At 44.0% G+C, this 18,136-nt stretch carries 16 protein-coding genes and 1 pseudogene; 13 read left to right on the top strand and 4 right to left on the bottom strand.

Going from position 1 to position 18,136, the window contains the following annotated elements:
* Positions 1-12: 12 nt before the first annotated feature.
* Both trmD and NNC77_RS12300 read right to left on the bottom strand, forming a co-directional pair.
* Positions 13-690: a tRNA (guanosine(37)-N1)-methyltransferase TrmD gene (trmD, locus tag NNC77_RS12305; RefSeq protein ID WP_254971240.1), complete on the bottom strand. Its 678-nt coding sequence runs from the start codon at positions 688-690 to the stop codon at positions 13-15.
* Positions 635-829, bottom strand: a complete 195-nt coding sequence (locus NNC77_RS12300; RefSeq protein ID WP_254971239.1) for a hypothetical protein — start codon at positions 827-829, stop codon at positions 635-637. Before NNC77_RS12300 ends, trmD begins: the two co-directional genes overlap by 56 nt.
* Positions 830-1,020: 191 nt before the next feature.
* On the opposite strand from NNC77_RS12300, the gene NNC77_RS12295 reads away from it, so the two are divergent.
* The 3 genes from NNC77_RS12295 (at position 1,021) to NNC77_RS12285 (ending at position 5,295) form a co-directional block, all read left to right on the top strand.
* On the top strand, positions 1,021-3,279 hold the full coding sequence (locus NNC77_RS12295; protein ID WP_254971255.1) for an aconitate hydratase: 2,259 nt from the start codon (positions 1,021-1,023) through the stop codon (positions 3,277-3,279).
* A 34-nt stretch (positions 3,280-3,313) separates the two neighbouring features.
* On the top strand, positions 3,314-4,660 hold the full coding sequence (locus NNC77_RS12290; RefSeq protein ID WP_117727882.1) for a citrate/2-methylcitrate synthase: 1,347 nt from the start codon (positions 3,314-3,316) through the stop codon (positions 4,658-4,660).
* 272 nt (positions 4,661-4,932) lie between these two features.
* Entirely contained in the window at positions 4,933-5,295 is a 363-nt protein-coding gene (locus NNC77_RS12285; protein WP_254971238.1) for a hypothetical protein, read from the top strand.
* A 30-nt stretch (positions 5,296-5,325) separates the two neighbouring features.
* Here NNC77_RS12285 and hemW read toward each other — a convergent pair whose 3' ends face one another.
* The gene (gene hemW, locus NNC77_RS12280) at positions 5,326-6,462 is read right to left on the bottom strand and encodes a radical SAM family heme chaperone HemW (RefSeq protein ID WP_254971235.1); all 1,137 of its coding nucleotides are present in this window, start codon (positions 6,460-6,462) and stop codon (positions 5,326-5,328) included.
* Between the two features lie 228 nt (positions 6,463-6,690).
* On the opposite strand from hemW, the gene NNC77_RS12275 reads away from it, so the two are divergent.
* From NNC77_RS12275 to rprY, 3 genes are all read left to right on the top strand, one after another.
* Positions 6,691-8,853, top strand: a complete 2,163-nt coding sequence (locus NNC77_RS12275; RefSeq protein ID WP_006847394.1) for an elongation factor G — start codon at positions 6,691-6,693, stop codon at positions 8,851-8,853.
* 236 nt (positions 8,854-9,089) lie between these two features.
* Entirely contained in the window at positions 9,090-10,583 is a 1,494-nt protein-coding gene (locus tag NNC77_RS12270; protein WP_006847395.1) for a sensor histidine kinase, read from the top strand.
* Between the two features lie 59 nt (positions 10,584-10,642).
* Complete coding sequence (gene rprY, locus NNC77_RS12265; RefSeq protein WP_006847396.1) at positions 10,643-11,341, top strand: response regulator transcription factor RprY; 699 nt, start codon at positions 10,643-10,645, stop codon at positions 11,339-11,341.
* Between the two features lie 60 nt (positions 11,342-11,401).
* On the opposite strand, the gene NNC77_RS12260 is transcribed toward rprY, so the two are convergent.
* Positions 11,402-11,599, bottom strand: a complete 198-nt coding sequence (locus NNC77_RS12260; RefSeq protein WP_117587116.1) for a hypothetical protein — start codon at positions 11,597-11,599, stop codon at positions 11,402-11,404.
* Positions 11,600-11,788: 189 nt separating this feature from the next.
* Between NNC77_RS12260 and rpsF the strand changes: the two genes are divergently transcribed.
* From rpsF to NNC77_RS12225, 7 genes and pseudogenes are all read left to right on the top strand, one after another.
* Positions 11,789-12,133, top strand: coding sequence for a 30S ribosomal protein S6 (rpsF, locus tag NNC77_RS12255; protein ID WP_006847398.1), 345 nt, complete (start codon positions 11,789-11,791; stop codon positions 12,131-12,133).
* Between the two features lie 2 nt (positions 12,134-12,135).
* The gene (rpsR, locus tag NNC77_RS12250; RefSeq protein WP_006847399.1) at positions 12,136-12,405 is read left to right on the top strand and encodes a 30S ribosomal protein S18; all 270 of its coding nucleotides are present in this window, start codon (positions 12,136-12,138) and stop codon (positions 12,403-12,405) included.
* A gap of 20 nt (positions 12,406-12,425) precedes the next feature.
* Positions 12,426-12,956 (top strand): 50S ribosomal protein L9, encoded by a 531-nt coding sequence (gene rplI / locus NNC77_RS12245; protein ID WP_006847400.1) that lies wholly within the window; start codon positions 12,426-12,428, stop codon positions 12,954-12,956.
* Positions 12,957-13,238: 282 nt separating this feature from the next.
* Positions 13,239-14,126, top strand: coding sequence for an ACP S-malonyltransferase (gene fabD / locus NNC77_RS12240; protein ID WP_254971232.1), 888 nt, complete (start codon positions 13,239-13,241; stop codon positions 14,124-14,126).
* Between the two features lie 90 nt (positions 14,127-14,216).
* Positions 14,217-16,409 carry an alpha-amylase family glycosyl hydrolase gene (locus tag NNC77_RS12235; protein ID WP_254971230.1) on the top strand — a complete coding sequence of 731 codons (2,193 nt, stop codon included), beginning with the start codon at positions 14,217-14,219 and terminating at the stop codon, positions 16,407-16,409.
* Positions 16,410-17,292: 883 nt separating this feature from the next.
* Positions 17,293-17,517: pseudogene (locus NNC77_RS12230) on the top strand (helix-turn-helix domain-containing protein); the annotation flags it as partial.
* Between the two features lie 101 nt (positions 17,518-17,618).
* Positions 17,619-17,804, top strand: a complete 186-nt coding sequence (locus NNC77_RS12225; RefSeq protein ID WP_147347065.1) for a hypothetical protein — start codon at positions 17,619-17,621, stop codon at positions 17,802-17,804.
* The last annotated feature ends 332 nt before the right edge of the window (positions 17,805-18,136 follow it).

Here is an 18,136-nt window from a genome sequence, read left to right as displayed (position 1 = left end):
GTTAATTGTTGTTTATTCCTCAAGCAGGTCAGGGCGCAGGCGCTTGGTTCTTTCCATGGCCTGGTCGAATTCCCACTGGCGAATCTTGGCTTCGTTGCCACTGAGCAGAATCTCCGGAACCTTCCATCCCTTGTAGTCGGCAGGACGGGTGTAGATAGGGGCGGCAAGAATGTCGTCCTGGAAACAGTCGGAAAGTGCACTCTGTTCGTCGCTGATAACACCCGGAACCAGTCGGATGACGGCATCTGAGATGATGGCTGCAGCAAGTTCGCCACCCGTCAGCACATAATCACCTACACTGATTTCTCGGGTAATGAGATGGTCGCGCACACGCTGGTCAATACCCTTGTAGTGACCGCAGAGGATGATGAGGTTACCCTGCATCGACATTTCGTTGGCTATCTTCTGGTTGAAAGTTTCACCATCTGGCGAAACATAAATCACGTCATCATACTCGCGCTCTGCCTTCAGTGCAGCAATGCAGCGGTCTATTGGTTCACATTGCATCACCATGCCGGCACTTCCGCCGTATGGATAGTCGTCCACACGCTTCCATTTATCTAATGTGTAGTCACGCAGGTTGTGCAGATGAATCTCCGCTAGACCCTTCTTCTGCGCACGTGCCAGAATGGACTCATTGAAGAATCCCTCCAGCATCTCTGGTAATACTGTAATAATGTCTATTCTCATAACATCTGCAAAAATAATAAATATTGCGGAGAGCACCAAAAATTTTTGCTTTTTCTTTCATTTTTACTTCTCTTTTCTTCACTTTCCTTTCTTTTTTCTCTGTTTTCCTGCCTTTCCGTAGCCATTCTTGTCTTTTCATATCATAATCCTGCTTTTCCGGAGAAAGAGAGTGATTAACGTATAAATATGCAACAAAATTATCAAAAAACAGAAAAATCATATCAAAATGATAAATTTTCGATAAAACATGCTACTATTTGTAGAAAAAGTTGTATTTTTGCAAACAGAATTGCTCGAAAGAGTGTATAATTAATTAAAATTGTGAACAAGATGATATTGGACATTGAAATGCTGAGAAGCTTTTACGCTTCGTATTCGGAAAGTGTAGCCCAGGCTAAGGCTACGGTGAAACGACCTCTTACTTATGCCGAGAAGGTGCTCTTTGCGCATCTTTTCGACCCTACACAGTTGCGACCATATAAAAGAGGTATAGAATATGTTGACTTCCGTCCTAATCGCGTGGCGATGCAGGATGCGACTGCGCAAATGGCACTCTTGCAGTTCATGAATGCGGGTAAGGACAAGGTGGCCGTACCTGCTTCCGTACATTGTGATCACTTGATTCGTGCCGATGTGGGCGCTACGCAAGACCTTCCTGAGGCATGTAAGACTAATAAAGAGGTATATGACTTTCTGAAATCTGTTTCTCAGAAATATCATATCGGATTCTGGGGACCTGGTGCCGGAATCATCCATCAGGTAGTGCTCGAAAACTATGCATTCCCTGGAGGTATGATGGTGGGTACCGATTCTCATACTCCTAATGCCGGCGGTCTCGGCATGGTGGCAGTAGGTGTAGGTGGTGCTGATGCCGTAGATGTGTTGACCGGTCAGCCTTGGGAACTCAAGATGCCACGTCTCATTGGTGTGCATCTCACAGGTAAACTCTCTGGCTGGGCCACTCCTAAGGATGTGATTCTCGAAATCCTCGGCATCCTTACCGTAAAGGGCGGAACCAACGCCATCCTCGAATACTTCGGCGAGGGATTGGACAGCATCTCTACCACCGGCAAGGCTACCATCTGTAACATGGGAGCCGAATTGGGTGCCACATGCTCTATCTTCCCATTCGACCAGAATGCCAGCGAGTATCTCCGCAAGACAGGCCGTGAAGAAATTGCATCTCTCGCACAGATGAATGCAGCCGAACTCCGTGCTGATGATGAGGTGTTGGCAGATCCGTCTGCTTTCTACGACCAGATTGTTGAAATCGACCTTTCTAAGGTTGAACCTCATCTTAACGGTCCGTTCACTCCAGATGCAGCCACACCAATCTCTCACATGAAGGCAAAAGGTCCTGCCAACGATTATCCGATGGTAGTAGAAGTAGGATTGGTAGGTAGCTGTACCAACTCTTCTTATCAAGACTTGGCCCGTGCTGCCAGCATTGCCCGTCAGGCTTATGAGAAAGGTATTGAGGTTAAGGGACAGCTTATCATCAACCCGGGTTCAGAGCAGATTCGCTATACAGCCGAGCGTGATGGCATCCTTGATGATTTCAAGAAGATTGGAGCCCTCATCATGACCAATGCCTGCGGTCCTTGCATCGGACAGTGGAAGCGTCATACCGACGATAATACGCGCAAGAATGCCATCGTCACTTCTTTCAACCGAAACTTCCGCCGCCGTGCTGATGGTAACCCTAATACGTTTGCCTTCATCGGCAGTCCTGAGCTCACCGTGGCTCTCACCATTGCGGGCCGTCTCGACTTCAATCCGGCTACCGATACCTTGTTGGATAAGGAGGGCAACAGCGTGATGCTCGATGCGCCTACAGGTTTCACCTTCCCACCTAAGGGGTTTGCCGTAGAGGATAAGGGATTCATTGCTCCAAGCGAAGAAAATGCCAATGTAGAGGTAGTTATTGCGCCTGACAGCAACCGACTCCAGAAACTTGCTCCGTTTGCTCCATGGGATGGAAAAGACCTGACAGATATGCCGCTTCTTATCAAAACCGAGGGCAAATGTACCACCGACCACATCTCTATGGCGGGTCCTTGGCTGAAGTTCCGTGGACATTTGCAGAACATCTCCGACAACCTTTTAATGGGTGCCGTTAATGCCTTTAACGGTGAGAGCAATAAGGTGAAGAACCAGTTGGATGGTGCTTATGTCGAGGTTTCTACCGCTGCCAAGGCTTACAAGGCAAAAGGCATCAGCAGCATCGTGGTGGCAGAGGATAACTATGGTGAAGGTTCTTCCCGTGAGCATGCAGCTATGGAGCCTCGTTTTCTCAACGTGAAGGTGATTCTCGCCAAGAGTTTCGCCCGCATCCACGAAACCAACCTGAAGAAGCAGGGTATGCTTGCCCTCACATTCTGCAACAAGGATGATTATAATAAGGTGCAGGAGGACGACCGCATCTCTTTGACAGGTTTGAAGGAGTTTGCTCCAGGTTCTAAACTCACCGTCACCCTGAAGCACAAGGATGGTTCTGAGGATAGTTTCGAGGTTGAGCATACTTATAATGATACACAGATTGCATGGTTTAAGGCTGGTTCTGCATTGAACTTTGCAGCAAAGAAATAATAGTTGTAGCCATACAGCTAAAAAAGTAACAGTTATGAATAAAGAATATTTAATATATAAATTAAGCGATGAGGTAAAAAACTCATGCAAGATTGATAAGGATGCATTCAAGAAGTTCAATGTGAAGCGTGGACTTCGTAATGAGGATGGCTCTGGTGTGTTGGTCGGACTGACCAATATCGGTAATGTAGTGGGTTATGAGCGCGATGCAGAAGGTAAGTTGACCCCTACAGAGGGTAAACTTTATTATCGTGGTTATGAACTTGATGACCTGGTAACTCCTCTCTTGAAGGAGAAGCGTTTCGGATTCGAGGAAGTAGCCTTCCTGCTGCTTTCGGGCCAGTTGCCTGATAAGGAGGAATTGGATGCTTTCAGAGAACTCCTGAACGATAATATGCCGCTTGATCATCGTACGATTACCCATATCATCGAGCTGGAAGGCAGCAACATCATGAACATCCTGGCCCGTTGTGTGCTCGAAATGTACACCTTCGATCCGAATCCGGATGACATCAGCCGTGACAATCTGATGCGCCAGAGCATTGAGTTGATTGCCAAGTTCCCGACCATCATTGCTTATGCATACAATATCTACCGTCACTCTGTTCAGGGTAGAAGTCTACATATTCGTCATCCTCGTGAGAATCTCTCTATTGCAGAGAACTTTCTTTATATGATGAAGCATGAAAACTATTCCGAACTGGATGCCCGTATGCTCGACCTTCTCCTGATTATCCAGGCAGAACATGGTGGTGGTAACAACTCAACCTTTACAGTACGTGTAACATCTTCTACCCGTACAGATACTTACAGTTCTATTGCTGCTGGTATCGGTAGTTTAAAGGGTCCTTTGCATGGTGGTGCCAATATCAAGGTTATCAATATGTTCCACCACTTGAAAGAAGCTATCAAGGATTGGGGTAATGTAACTGAACTTGATACTTACCTTAAGCGAATGCTCAACAAGGAGGCTTATGACAAGACTGGTCTCATTTATGGTATCGGTCATGCGGTCTATACTTTGAGTGACCCACGTGCCGTTGAACTGAAGCGCCTAGCAGGTGAACTTGCCAAGGAAAAGGGTAGAGAAGACGAGTATAATTTCCTGAAGTTGATAGAGCAGGAAGGTATCAAATGTCTGCAGGAACACCGTGGAGGCAGCAAGCCAGCGTGTGCAAATCTTGATTTCTACAGTGGCTTTATCTATGAAATGATTGGTTTGCCACAGGAAATCTATACACCTATTTTCGCCATGGCACGTATCGTGGGTTGGACAGCCCATCGTATTGAAGAACTCAATTTCGAAGGCCGTCGTATTATCCGTCCTGCATATAAGAATATTCTTGGCGAACTGGAGTATAAGCCACTTAATGAGAGATAAAATTCCTCTTTGTTATTATACAAGAAAGGCAATGCCCGTCGTAGGGTGTTGCCTTTTCCTGTCTATGTACAAGCAGGCTATTGTCAAGTGATGCAGTGAAGTTTTTGTTTTGACCATTAGAATTAATATACGTTAAATATTCAACGTAGTATGTAGTAAATCTTGGAGAAATGAATAATTATTCTTATCTTTGTAGCCGAAAAGTATAAAGAAAAGTATAAGTATTGAAGTTTTAACCGTCTAGTTTTAAGACAAAACAGTAAATGGATTGCATGGAAAAAGAATTTGAAGATTACTGGAATAAGCACCAGAAAAGATTAATCTTGAATGCTCCAAAAGCACTACGCGATGAATATATCGAATCAACCAAGCTTGACAGCCCGATAGATTGGGTCTGTTTTATCCTGCCTGTGGCTTTGGGCATTGGCCTCCAACCAATTTTGAATATTCAGAGTGAGATTCTCTCTTGGGCAGTAGTATTGCTTATTGTGGTAGTTTGTTTTGCTGTGATGCAGCTGGTTAAGCCTATGTTGCAGAAAAAGAAATCTACCATACAAGTGGTCAAGAGCATTAAAGCTTTTTATTATGAAGTATACAAGAAAAATGGTTTAAAGAAATTAGAGCCTTGGAATTAGAGTCCAAGGCTTTTTTGTTTATTGAAACCATTATATAATCATGAAATCACTCATCACATCATCCGATATGTAAAGACCTTCCCGAGTGAGGGAGAGTCTGCCGTTCTTTATTTTCATCAGCCCCCGGCTGATATGCGACTGGGCTTCCTGGAGCAGTCTGTCTGCCAGTTCTTTTCCGAATTCCTGCTCCATTTTCATGAGGTTTATTCCGTCGCTTGTTCGCAAGGCGGTTGTTATCAGATCATTGTGTCGGGTGGAAATATCTAGCTGTTCACTCTCAGAAGGCAGAATGCCATCGCCGATGCTTCGAATATAAGTCTGGATATTTTCGATATTCCAGCTGCGCTGCTTCCTGTTGTAGGAGTGGGCTGCTGCTCCTATTCCGATATATGGTACCTCGTGCCAGTAACTGCTGTTGTGACGTGAACGGAACCCCGGACGGGCAAAATTGCTGATTTCATAATGTTCGTAGCCTGCTCCAGTAAGCTGGTCTATCAGGGTTTCATACATCTTGCGACTGGTTTCTTCATCAATTTCGCTAATCTTTCCCTGTTTCAGCATATGGTAGAGGGGAGTTCCCTCTTCGTACATCAGACTGTAGGCAGATATGTGTTCCACATCCAGCTGTATGGCGTGCCTGATATCGCTCATCCATTGGGAAAGAGATTCTTCGGGGAATCCGAACATCAGGTCGATACTGATATTGCGGATGCCGATGTTACGGAGTCGGGTGACGGCTTCTTCTACCTCTCCGGCATTATGACGGCGATGCAGAAAGCGTAAACGCTCGTTACAGAAGGTCTGTGCCCCCATGCTGATGCGGTTGATGGGGAGTTTCTTCAGCGTTTCACAGAAATCGCCGGTTACATCGTCTGGATTGCATTCCATCGTGATCTCCATATTCTCTGCCAGCGTATAGTTTTTTCTGATAGCAGAGAAAATCTGGTTGAGTTGGGAGCCGTTGAGCTGACTCGGGGTTCCACCGCCCAGATAGATGGTTTCGATAGTTTCATTGCTTCCGAGAGCGGCTTTTGCCGGGCGCATCTGCATCTCCCGGCAGAGAGCATCAGTGTAATCATCCCTTAACTTGAGGGAGGTGGTACTGTAAAAACCGCAGTAGATGCACCGGCTTTCACAAAAGGGGATATGTATGTATAGTCCTGCCATATTTCTGAACTTCTTTTTCTATATATAATAAGGTGTAAAGACAAAAACATGTCTAAACAAAGTGCAAAAGTACTAATATATTTTAAAAAACAGAAGTTTTTTGCCCAAAACTTTTGGCAAAGTGCGATTTTTTTTGTACTTTAGTAGCATGAAACAGAAAAACCGGTGGTTTGACTGTGGATTGCAACTAGCAAATTTAAGTATAACCCTTAAAAATCTATAAGCGTCATGAGAGTTTATCAGACAAATGAGATTAAAAACATTGCGCTGTTGGGCAGTGCGGGTAGCGGCAAGACTACACTTGCCGAGAGTATGTTATTTGAAGCAGGCGTTATCAAGCGTAAAGGCTCTGTAGAAGCGAAAAATACGGTGAGCGACTACTTCCCAGTTGAGTTGGAATACGGCTACTCTGTGTTCCCTACAGTTTTTCATGTAGAGTGGAACAACAAGAAGCTTAACATTATAGATTGCCCAGGTAGCGATGATTTCGTGGGAGGCGCCATTACTTCACTCAATGTTACCGATCAGGCAGTTATCCTTATTAATGGTCAGTATGGTCCAGAAGTAGGTACACAGAATAACTTCCGTTATACAGAGAAGTTGGGTAAACCTGTCATCTTCCTGGTAAACCAGCTCGACTCAGACAAGTGCGACTTTGATAATATCATAGCCACCATGAAGGACATTTACGGTTCTAAGTGTGTGCAGATACAATATCCTATCGAGACCGGTTCAGGCTTCAATGCTCTCATTGACGTCTTATTGATGAAAAAATATTCCTGGAAGCCTGAGGGCGGTGCTCCTATTATAGAAGATATTCCAGAAGAGGAAATGGAGAAAGCCATGGAACTTCATACGGCTCTTGTTGAGGCTGCAGCCGAGAACGATGAGGGACTGATGGAGAAGTTCTTCGAGAGCGAGAGTCTGACAGAAGATGAACTTCGCGAGGGCATCCGCAAGGGATTGGTTACCCGTAGCATCTTCCCTGTGTTCTGCGTTTGTGCAGGTAAGTCGATGGGCGTTCACCGCCTGATGGAGTTCCTGGGCAATGTGGTTCCTTTCGTAAGCGAGATGCCGAAACTGCATAATACACGTGGTGAGGAAATTACGCCAGACAGCAATGGTCCTGAGAGTGTTTACTTCTTCAAGACTGGTATGGAACCTCATATCGGTGAGGTTAGCTACTTCAAGGTGATGAGCGGCTCTATCAAGAATGGTGACGACCTGACTAATGCAGATCGTGGCTCCAAGGAGCGTATCGGACAGATTTATGCCTGTGCGGGTGCCAACCGTGTGCCTGTAGAGCAGTTGAATGCCGGTGATATCGGCTGTACCGTGAAGATGAAGGATGTGAAGACCGGCAATACCCTTAATGGTAAGGGGGCTGAGTGGCGTTTCGACTTCATTAAATATCCTAACCCTAAGTATTCACGTGCTATCAAGGCTGCCAATGTTCAGGATACAGAGAAACTGATGGCTGCACTCCTGAAGATGCGCCAGGAAGACCCTACTTGGATTGTTGACCAGAGCAAGGAATTGCGTCAGGTAATCGTAAGAGGTCAGGGTGAGTTCCATCTCCGCACACTGAAGTGGCGTCTGGAAAACAACGAGAAACTCAATGTGACTTTCGAAGAGCCACGTATTCCATATCGTGAGACTATTACCAAGAAGGCTCGTGCCGACTACCGTCATAAAAAACAGAGTGGTGGATCCGGTCAGTTTGGTGAGGTGCATCTCATAGTTGAACCATACGCAGAAGGTATGCCTGATCCTACGTCATTTACCTTCAACGGTCAGGAGTTCAAGATGAATATCAAGAGCCGTGAAGAGGTTAGCTTGCCATGGGGTGGTAAACTGGTATTCCTCAACTCTGTGGTTGGTGGTGCCATTGATGCCCGTTTCATGCCAGCTATTCTGAAGGGTGTTATGGACTGTATGGAACATGGTCCGTTGACGGGCAGTTATGCACGTGATGTACGTGTCATCGTTTATGATGGTAAGATGCACCCAGTAGATAGTAATGAACTTTCGTTCATGCTTGCTGCCCGCCATGCGTTCAGCGATGCCTTCAAACAGGCTGGCCCGAAGATTCTGGAGCCTATCTATGATCTTGAGGTTTATGTGCCTGCTGATTTCATGGGTGATGTGATGAGTGATCTCCAGGGACGCCGTGCTCTCATTATGGGTATGGACAGCGAGGCTGGTTATCAGAAGCTGAGTGCCAAGATTCCTCTGAAGGAACTTGCCAGCTATTCTATCTCTCTGAGTTCATTGACAGGTGGACGTGCTTCATTCACTACCAAGTTTGCCAGCTACGAGTTGGTTCCTTCCGACATTCAGAGTAAGCTGATTGCGGATCATGAGGCTGAATTGGAGAAGGATGCTGAATAGCAATTGTTAGGTTAGAGAAAAATCTCTCTTATATAAATTAAAATTTTATGTTGATATGACCAATATGGGGAAGTGTGCATGTGATATGTATACTTCCTCTCTTTTTTTATGAAAAATGAAAATTTAGTTTTATATACGAAACTAAAAATACGGAAAAATGTTAAAAACTAGAAAGAGTAAATAATTAATTAACGATTTTAAGTTAACTGATTAAGAAATTTCTTATCTTTGCCCCCATGAAGAAGAAAACGATTTGGACCATAGCCATTATCATGGGCTTTTCGTTCCTTGCGCTGCTGTACTTGCAGCTCAGTTACATCCAGGAGATGGTAAACATGAAGAAGGAACAGTTTGACGAGTCGGTCAACAGAGCCCTGTATCAAGCTTCAAGAAATTTGGAGCTTAATGAAACTCTGCGCTATCTCGAAAAGAATGTCAACGAGACAGAACGTAAGGCCAATAAAGATAAGAACAAGGGAACGGCAGTTTATTCAACTTTCGAGCTGAAGACAAATGCCACACATCCTGGCAATATGCCGAAGGCGATGATACTGCGTAGCGATAAGAATTCGCTGACAGAAACACAGAAGTCGCTTCAGGAAATCGTGAAGAACCGCTATGTCTATCAGAAAGCGTTGCTGGATGAGGTGGTATATTCTATCCTTTATTCGGCATCAGACAAGCCGCTGAAGGAGAGAATCAACTTCAAACAGCTCGATCAGGACCTCAAGGCTGAGATGATGAATAATGGTATCAACATACCTTATCATTTCACCGTGACTACTCAGGATGGACGAGAGGTTTACCGCTGTCCTGACTATACGGACGAGGGTGAGGAATACAGCTACTCACAGGTGCTCTTCCGCAACGACCCACAGTCGAAGATGGGCGTAGTAAGGGTGCATTTCCCGGATATGAACAGCTATATCTTCTCCAGTGTGCGCTTCATGATTCCTAGTGTCATCTTCACGCTGGTACTGCTGATTACCTTCATCTTTACCATTGTGGTCATCTTCAGACAAAAGAGATATACAGAGATAAAGAACGACTTCATCAATAATATGACCCACGAACTGAAGACGCCGATAGCCAGTATCAGTCTGGCAGCGCAGATGCTCAATGATACCTCGGTGGCAAAGAGCGAACAGATGCAGAAACATCTGGGTAACGTGATCAACGATGAATCGAAGCGTCTTCGTTTCCTGGTAGAAAAGGTATTGCAGATGAGTATGTTCGACCGCAAGAAGGCGGTGTTCAAGAAGAAAGAACTCGATCTGAACGAGATGGTTGAGAATATTGCCAATTCCTTCTCGCTCCGCGTTGAGCATACTGGCGGAAAGGTCTATACCGATATTGAGGCTATCGATTCGGGACTCTATGTTGATGAGGTACATTTCCAGAATGTCATCTTCAATCTGATGGACAATGCTGTGAAATACCGCAAGCCGGACGAGCCGCTTAACATTACGATGAAGACCTGGAATGATGAAGAGCATCTGTATCTCTCAATCACGGATACCGGTCTGGGTATGAAGAAGGAGAATCTGAAGAAGATTTTCGACAAGTTCTACCGCGTACATACGGGCAATGTCCACGATGTGAAGGGATTCGGACTGGGATTGGCTTATGTCAAGAAGATAGTAGATCTTCATGATGGTGAAATCAAGGTAGACAGCGAATTGGGAAAGGGCACAACCTTTACCATCAAGTTGCCGGTGATTCACAGTTAAGACTTGAAGAAACAGAATAAAGAATTAAAAGAATATTAATAATTTTAAAGAATAAAGATATGGAAGAGAAAATTAAAATCTTGCTTTGCGAGGACGATGAAAATTTAGGTATGTTGCTTCGCGAATATTTGCAGGCAAAGGGATTTACTACAGTTCTGTGCCCTGATGGCGAGGTAGGTTATAAGGAATTCAATAAGAATAAGTTTGATATTGCAGTACTCGACGTGATGATGCCAAAGAAGGACGGCTTTACCCTGGCACAGGAAATTCGTCAGACCAATGCCGACCTCCCAATCATCTTCCTTACTGCCAAGACATTGAAGGAAGATATCCTTGAAGGTTTCAAGATTGGTGCAGATGATTATATCACCAAACCATTCTCTATGGAAGAATTGGTATTCCGTGTAGAGGCTATTCTCCGCCGCGTACGTGGCAAGAAGAGCAAGGAGTCTACCATGTATCACATTGGTGACTTTACCTTCGATACACAGAAGCAGCTTCTTACCATTGGTGAAAAGCAGACCAAGCTTACCACCAAGGAGAATGAACTTCTTGCTTTGCTCTGTGCTCACTCTAATGAGATTCTGCAGCGCGATTTTGCTCTGAAGACCATCTGGATTGATGACAATTACTTCAATGCACGCTCAATGGATGTTTATATCACCAAACTCCGTAAGCATTTGAAGGACGATCCTCAGATTGAAATCATCAATATCCATGGTAAGGGATACAAACTGATAGTTCCTAACGAAGATTAAATGATTCTGTAATTGGGAAAAGATTCTCAAAGATATAAAAAGGATAAGTCGGTGACCGGCTTATCCTTTTTTTAATGAATATACAAATCCTGCTATTCCTGCCAGGATGAAAAAGAGACCTGCGAAGAGTGCGCTGTTTCCCTTGATAGAAAACGCAAAACTGGCAACCATCAGCAGGACGCCTAAAACGATGAAAGCCATGCCCATAGATGGTAGGGTATGGAGCAGAGTAATCAGTTTCTTGTTCATTTTTGCCATATTCTTTACAATTTAGAGGTTGTTTTTATACTATTAACAATTATTTTGTGCAAAAGTACGAAAAATATTTGGTTAATTCAAGAAAAAGTCGTAATTTTGCACCGCAATTCGTGAAAAGGCTGTGTTTCCGCACACATTTTCCGGTTTGCATGAGAATTTTTATATTAATATTTAATCATTTAAAGTAGTATGAATCAATACGAAACCGTTTTCATTTTGACTCCCGTTTTGTCTGATGAACAGATGAAGGAAACGGTCGCTAAGTTCGAGAAGGTACTCACCGATAATGGTGCTGAGATTCTGAACAAAGAGGCTTGGGGTTTGAAGAAGTTGGCTTACAACATCGAGAAGAAGACATCAGGCTTCTACAGCTTGGTTGAGTTCAAGGCTGAGCCAACTGTTATCGCTAAGCTCGAAACAGCTTATCGCCGCGACGAGAAAGTAATTCGTTACATGACTGTTAAACTTGACAAGTATGCTGCCGCTTACGCAGAGAAGCGTCGTGCAAAGCTTGGTAAAAAAGAGGAGGCTTAATCATGGCAGATCAGAAATCAGAAATCCGTTATTTGACTGCTCCTTCTATCGACACAAAGAAGAAGAAGTATTGCCGTTTCAAGAAGAGCGGTATTAAGTACATCGACTACAAGGATCCAGAGTTCTTGAAGAAGTTCTTGAACGAGCAGGGTAAAATCCTTCCACGTCGTATCACAGGTACATCTTTGAAGTATCAGCGCCGTGTAGCACAGGCTGTAAAGCGTGCTCGCCAGATCGCTTTGCTTCCTTACGTAACCGATTTGATGAAGTAATTTAAGGAGGATAAAGAAGAATGGAAATTATTTTGAAGCAAGATATTATCGGTCTTGGATATAAGAACGATATCGTAAATGTAAAGAGTGGTTATGGTCGTAACTTCCTTATCCCTACAGGTAAGGCTGTTATCGCATCTCCATCTGCTAAGAAGCAGTTGGCTGAGGATTTGAAGCAGCAGGCTCACAAGCTTGAGGCTATCAAGGCTGAGGCTGTTAAGAAGGGCGAGGCTCTCGAGGGCATTGTTCTTACTATTGCTGCTAAGGTGAGCGCTACTGGTCAGCTCTATGGCTCAGTTAACGCTGCAACTGTTGCTGAGGAACTCGCTAAGAAGGGCATCGAGGTTGATCGCAAGATCATCACTATGAAGGATGCTAAGAAGGTTGGTGAGTACGAGGCTACTGTACACTACCACAAGGAGGTTGAGGTTAAGGTTCCAGTTAACGTTGTTGCTGAGAACGCTCCTGTTGCAGCTCCTGCTGCTGAGGAGGCTCCAGTTGAGGCACCTGCTGAGGCTGCAGCTGAGGAAGAGGCTCCAGCAGCTGAATAATCCTAGCTCAATCAATTTGTATGAAGTACGATATTTTTCGCACTGTAAAGCAAATTAATATAAAGATCCCTTTTGCCGAAAGGCATTAGGGATTTTTTTATGCCTGTTCCGCATTCAGAATGGAAAGTTTTTACCATTCTTGTAGTAATTTAGAATATATAACTTTATTTTTTAATATTCTCTGCTGATTCTCAGAATTTTATTGTACCTTTGCAGTCGGATTCAAAGAATTCATGTATATTGCAGGAATATTTATTATAAACTAAAAAATATAAGGATAAAATGAAAGCATTTGTTTTCCCTGGACAGGGTTCTCAGTTCGTAGGTATGGGTAAGGATCTCTACGATAACAACGCATTGGCAAAAGAACTTTTTGATAAGGCCGACGAGATTCTCGGCTTCAAGATTACTGATATCATGTTCGCCGGAACCGACGATCAGTTGAAGGAAACTAAGGTTACCCAGCCTGCTGTATTCCTCCATTCTGTTATCTCTGCTCTTTGCCTGGGTGAGGAGTTCAAGCCAGCTATGGTTGCTGGTCACTCTCTCGGTGAGTTCTCTGCATTGGTTGCTGCCGGTGCTATGGCTTTCGAGGATGGTTTGAAACTTGTTGCTGCCCGTGCCAATGCTATGCAGAAGGCTTGCGAGGCTAACCCTGGTACCATGGCTGCCATCATCGGTTTGCCAGATGAGAAGATTGAGGAAGTCTGCGCTGAGGTAAGTACAGAAGGTAACGTGGTAGTTGCTGCTAACTACAACTGCCCTGGTCAGCTCGTTATCTCTGGTAACGTAGATGCTATCAATGCTGCTTGCGAGAAGCTGAAGGCTGCCGGTGCTAAGCGTGCATTGCCTTTGAAGGTTGGTGGTGCTTTCCACTCTCCATTGATGCAGCCAGCTAAGGATGAACTTCAGGCTGCCATCGAGAAGACTACATTCTCTGCTCCTAAGTGCCCGGTTTACCAGAATGTAGACGGTAAGCCTCATACTGATCCAGCTGAGATTCAGCAGAACCTCATCGCACAGCTTACAAGCTCTGTACGTTGGACTTCATCTGTACAGGCTATGATTGCTGATGGTGCTGATGACTTTACAGAGTGTGGTCCTGGCAAGGCATTGCAGGGCATGATTGGCCGCATCGACAAGAATGTTGCCGCCCATGGTATTGCTTAATCAACAATAACACTATTCAACGTTTTATCTTTTCAGCAAAGGCGTTGTTGGAAAGGTAAAACGTTTCATTTTTTTTAGTAAAGCCGCTAAATGAAGGAAAAAGTTATTATATACCAGGTTCTCCCACGACTCTTCGGAAATCAGAATACAACCTGTAAGGAAAATGGTACCATCGAAGAAAATGGTTGCGGAAAGCTGAATAATTTCTCTGATGAAGTTTTGGCTAGCATCCACGATATGGGATTTACACATATTTGGTATACGGGTGTGATTCGTCATGCCACTCAGACAAACTACTCTTCTTATGGAATTCCTACTCAGCATGCAGAGGTAGTGAAGGGAAAAGCAGGTTCGCCATATGCTATTACCGACTACTATGATATCGATCCAGACTTGGCTGTGAATGTCAGTATGAGAATGAAAGAGTGGGAGCAGCTGATAGAGCGTACTCACAAGGCAGGTATGAAAGTAATCATGGATTTCGTTCCGAACCATGTAGCCCGAGAGTATCATTCCATTTGCAAACCAACAGGTGTACGGGATTTGGGAGAAGATGATGATCCGAACATGCACTTCTCTACTAGGAATAATTTCTATTATGCATGGGGCGATTTGGATTTGAATGAAATCCGTCGTTCCAAACCAGAGTTCAAGGCTTTTTCTGCGAAAGATGCCAAGATTTATGAACCTTATACCGAGAGCCCAGCCAGAGCTACAGGAAACGACCGGTTTGATAACCATCCTGGCTGTAACGACTGGTATGAGACCGTGAAACTCAATTACGGTGTAGATTACTGTGATGCAGGAGGCAGAAGCTATCATTATGAACCAGTGCCAAACACATGGGGTAAGATGACAGATATCCTCCTCTTCTGGGCAAGCAAGGGTGTAGATGGCTTCCGCTGTGATATGGCAGAAATGGTGCCAACGGCCTTCTGGTCATACGCTACAGGAATATTGAAGGCGAAGTATCCTCATATCGTCGTTATCGGTGAGGTTTACGATCCTAACCAGTACCGCAACTTTGTAAAGGCTGGTTTCGATTATCTTTATGACAAAGTAGGAATGTATGATTGCCTGCGTGGCGTGGTTCGTGGTGAGCGTCCGGCAGCCAGTATCACTCACGAGTGGCAGGTAGTGGATGATATCCGCGATCACATGCTCTATTTCCTTGAGAATCATGATGAGCAGCGCATCGCCAGCGATTTCTTCTGTGGCTCAGCCATGAAGGCGATTCCTGCTGCAGCCATGAGTCTCTTCTTCCAGAAGAATCCTTTCATGCTTTACAGCGGTCAGGAATTCGGCGAAAAGGGAATGGATAAGGAAGGATTCAGCGGCACGGATGGCCGTACCACGATATTCGACTATTGGAGTCCTGAAACTCTGACACATGCCTATCAGGATTCATCTGACTCGGCATTGAGTCAGGAGCAGAAGTATCTGGCAGCCACTTATCGTCAGCTTCTTCGCTTCGCCAATGAAGAGAAAGCCATCCGCGAGGGTGAGACCTTCGATTTGATGTATGTGAATCCGGGTTCTGAGAATTTCGATCCCCGTACCAATTTCGCCTTCCTTCGCAAGAAGGATGATGAAGTCATGCTGATAGTGCTCAATTTTGCTCAGGAGGCGCGCCAGTTGCAGGTTTGCATCCCTGGTCATGCTTTCGATTTCTTCCATATTGCTGAAGAGGAGGTGCTTGTAACAGAACTGTTCTCGGGTGGCAAGAAGAAGGTTGAGTTGAAGAAGGATGGCGTGTTCCCGATATCAATGGATGCTAACGGAGTAAGAATCTATAAATTCAGTGTCAAGATGGAGGAAAGTGATATCATATTGAATGAGCATCATAAGGAGGAGTTCCCTCCTGCTCATACGGCAGAGCATTTGCTCAACCAGCTGATGGTTCGCATGTTTGGCTGCGATCGCAGCAAGAATGCTCATATTGAGCGAAAGAAGAGTAAGATGACCTTTGTAGTCGATCATAAGCCTACCCGCCAGGAGGAGAAGGAGATTGAGACGGAAATGAATCGTCTGATAGAGCTTGATATGCCTGTTACTTACGAGTTTGTGGATCGTGACCACATTCCGGCTAATGTCAAGTTAGACCGTCTGCCGGATGATGCGAGCGAGACCTTGCGTCTGGTTCGTATCGGTGATTATGATGTTTGTCCATGTATCGGCAAGCATGTCCGTTCTACAGCCCAGATTGGCAAGTTTGTACTGTTGGGTACCAATTGGGATGAGCAAGCTCATTCTTTGCGTATCCGCTTCAAGATTGTTCAGTAAAATATAAAAAAAGCAGCAATGGAGTAGTAGCCATTGCTGCTTTTTTCTTTTATAATTACTGCTTTCTTCTTTCCTTTTCTTTCGTGCACATAAAAGTTTTTTCTCGAAAAAAGTCTCAAAGTCTCATTAATTGTGGTAAAAACCGATGTATATGATTGATATATAGAGAATTATAAAAATGAGACTTTTCTGTTTATTTTACAAAAAGTATCATGGAAGTATCATAAATTCAATAGAAGTATCATAAAATTCAGGTAAGTTGCTTGCAAAAAAGACTTTTTTGAGGATTTATGTCTAGAAATACAGGCACAGAAACTAAGAAATGTCTAGTATTTCAGTTTTATAGAATTGATAGTGTCTACTATTTCCGTTTTATAAAACTGATAGTGTGTCTACCTTTCTAGTTTATAAAGTATGCCAATATTAACCAGGAATAAGATGGAAAACAGATAACTGTAGTTAGGAAAATAAGCACATTGGCTGGTCTCTTAGTGCCCGTCACACGGTCACTAAGGGATCAAGTGACGGGCATCGATAGACCAAGTGTTGGGTACTCATTGCCCGTACTGCGGGCATTGAATGCCCATTTCATGGGGTAATTTTTGGGCACTATTTTGAGCAAGCAAATTGTAGTTTTTCTATATTTAGTTGACTATAATTTCGTGTTTTTTTATGATGCATCATGGTAATTTAATGATACTTCTATTGAATTCATGATACTTCTATGATACTTCTTTGTAAATATATTTGGAAGTATCATTTTGTAATTCATTATGTATCAGTGATATATTTGCAAATAATGATACTTTGAGACTTTTTTGAAGAAAAAACATTTATGTGCGAGATAAAGGGATGGGCGAATCTGCGTCATTTGTAAGCGGCTCTCACCCAGAAGGAGGTTGCCGAGCTTACTGGGCTTGGCTTGACCACCATCCACAAGTTTGAGAATGGTACAGCGGGCAATCTTTCGCTTTCCACTTTTCTCCTCTTGCTGAAGGTGGTGGGTCAGATTGATGCCATCAATGATGTGCTTCCAGAACTTCCTCCATCACCTTATCTGATGAGAAAGGATGAGAAAAAGGCACAGAGAATACGTCATACTAAATAATAACTGGTTATGGTAAATATGTTGGGAATAACAGCCGTCTCTTTGACGATAGCTTTACCATGAGCTTTATTAATTATGGGAATAAAATCATCCATTGTGCAATGTACTTTTTGTATATCAGCTATATCAACGAATCAACAAACTTTGCTGAAAGCCTAAGTGGTAGTGGCGATACTAAGGATTGGGGACATGAGAAGGATGAAGATAAGATAGAATGGATAAGACGATGTTTGCGACAGGCAACGAAGATGGTGAAGCCAATGAAGAGGAAAGGCTTGAGTAGATAAAATATTAAGGGAGGAGCGCATTCTAACACGCCCCTCCCTAATTATTTTACAACTCGCAATAATCTTGCGAATCACTATTCTTAGTAACGACATGAATAGTGAGACGAGTGTGAGCTATGCGAGTTGTGATAACTGTGTAAAGAATTAGAACTGTGCGAATAGTGACCCGTAAGAGAATTTATATAGGTTTCTCACATCTAATCGAAAACGCGAAGGGGGTGTAAATTAAACTGTGTCAAGGCTTGTTCTTAACTTTCATTCCCACTCCCTGCTGGGGGCATGCCCCCAGCAGGGAAGCCTTTTCGGCTGCAAAGTTACATAATTTTAAATCT

The organism is Segatella copri (assembly GCF_024330485.1).
GTDB lineage: Bacteria > Bacteroidota > Bacteroidia > Bacteroidales > Bacteroidaceae > Prevotella > Prevotella copri_L.
The sequence above is the reverse complement of the archived record's forward strand: the minus strand, read 5'-3'. Positions and strand labels throughout refer to the sequence as shown.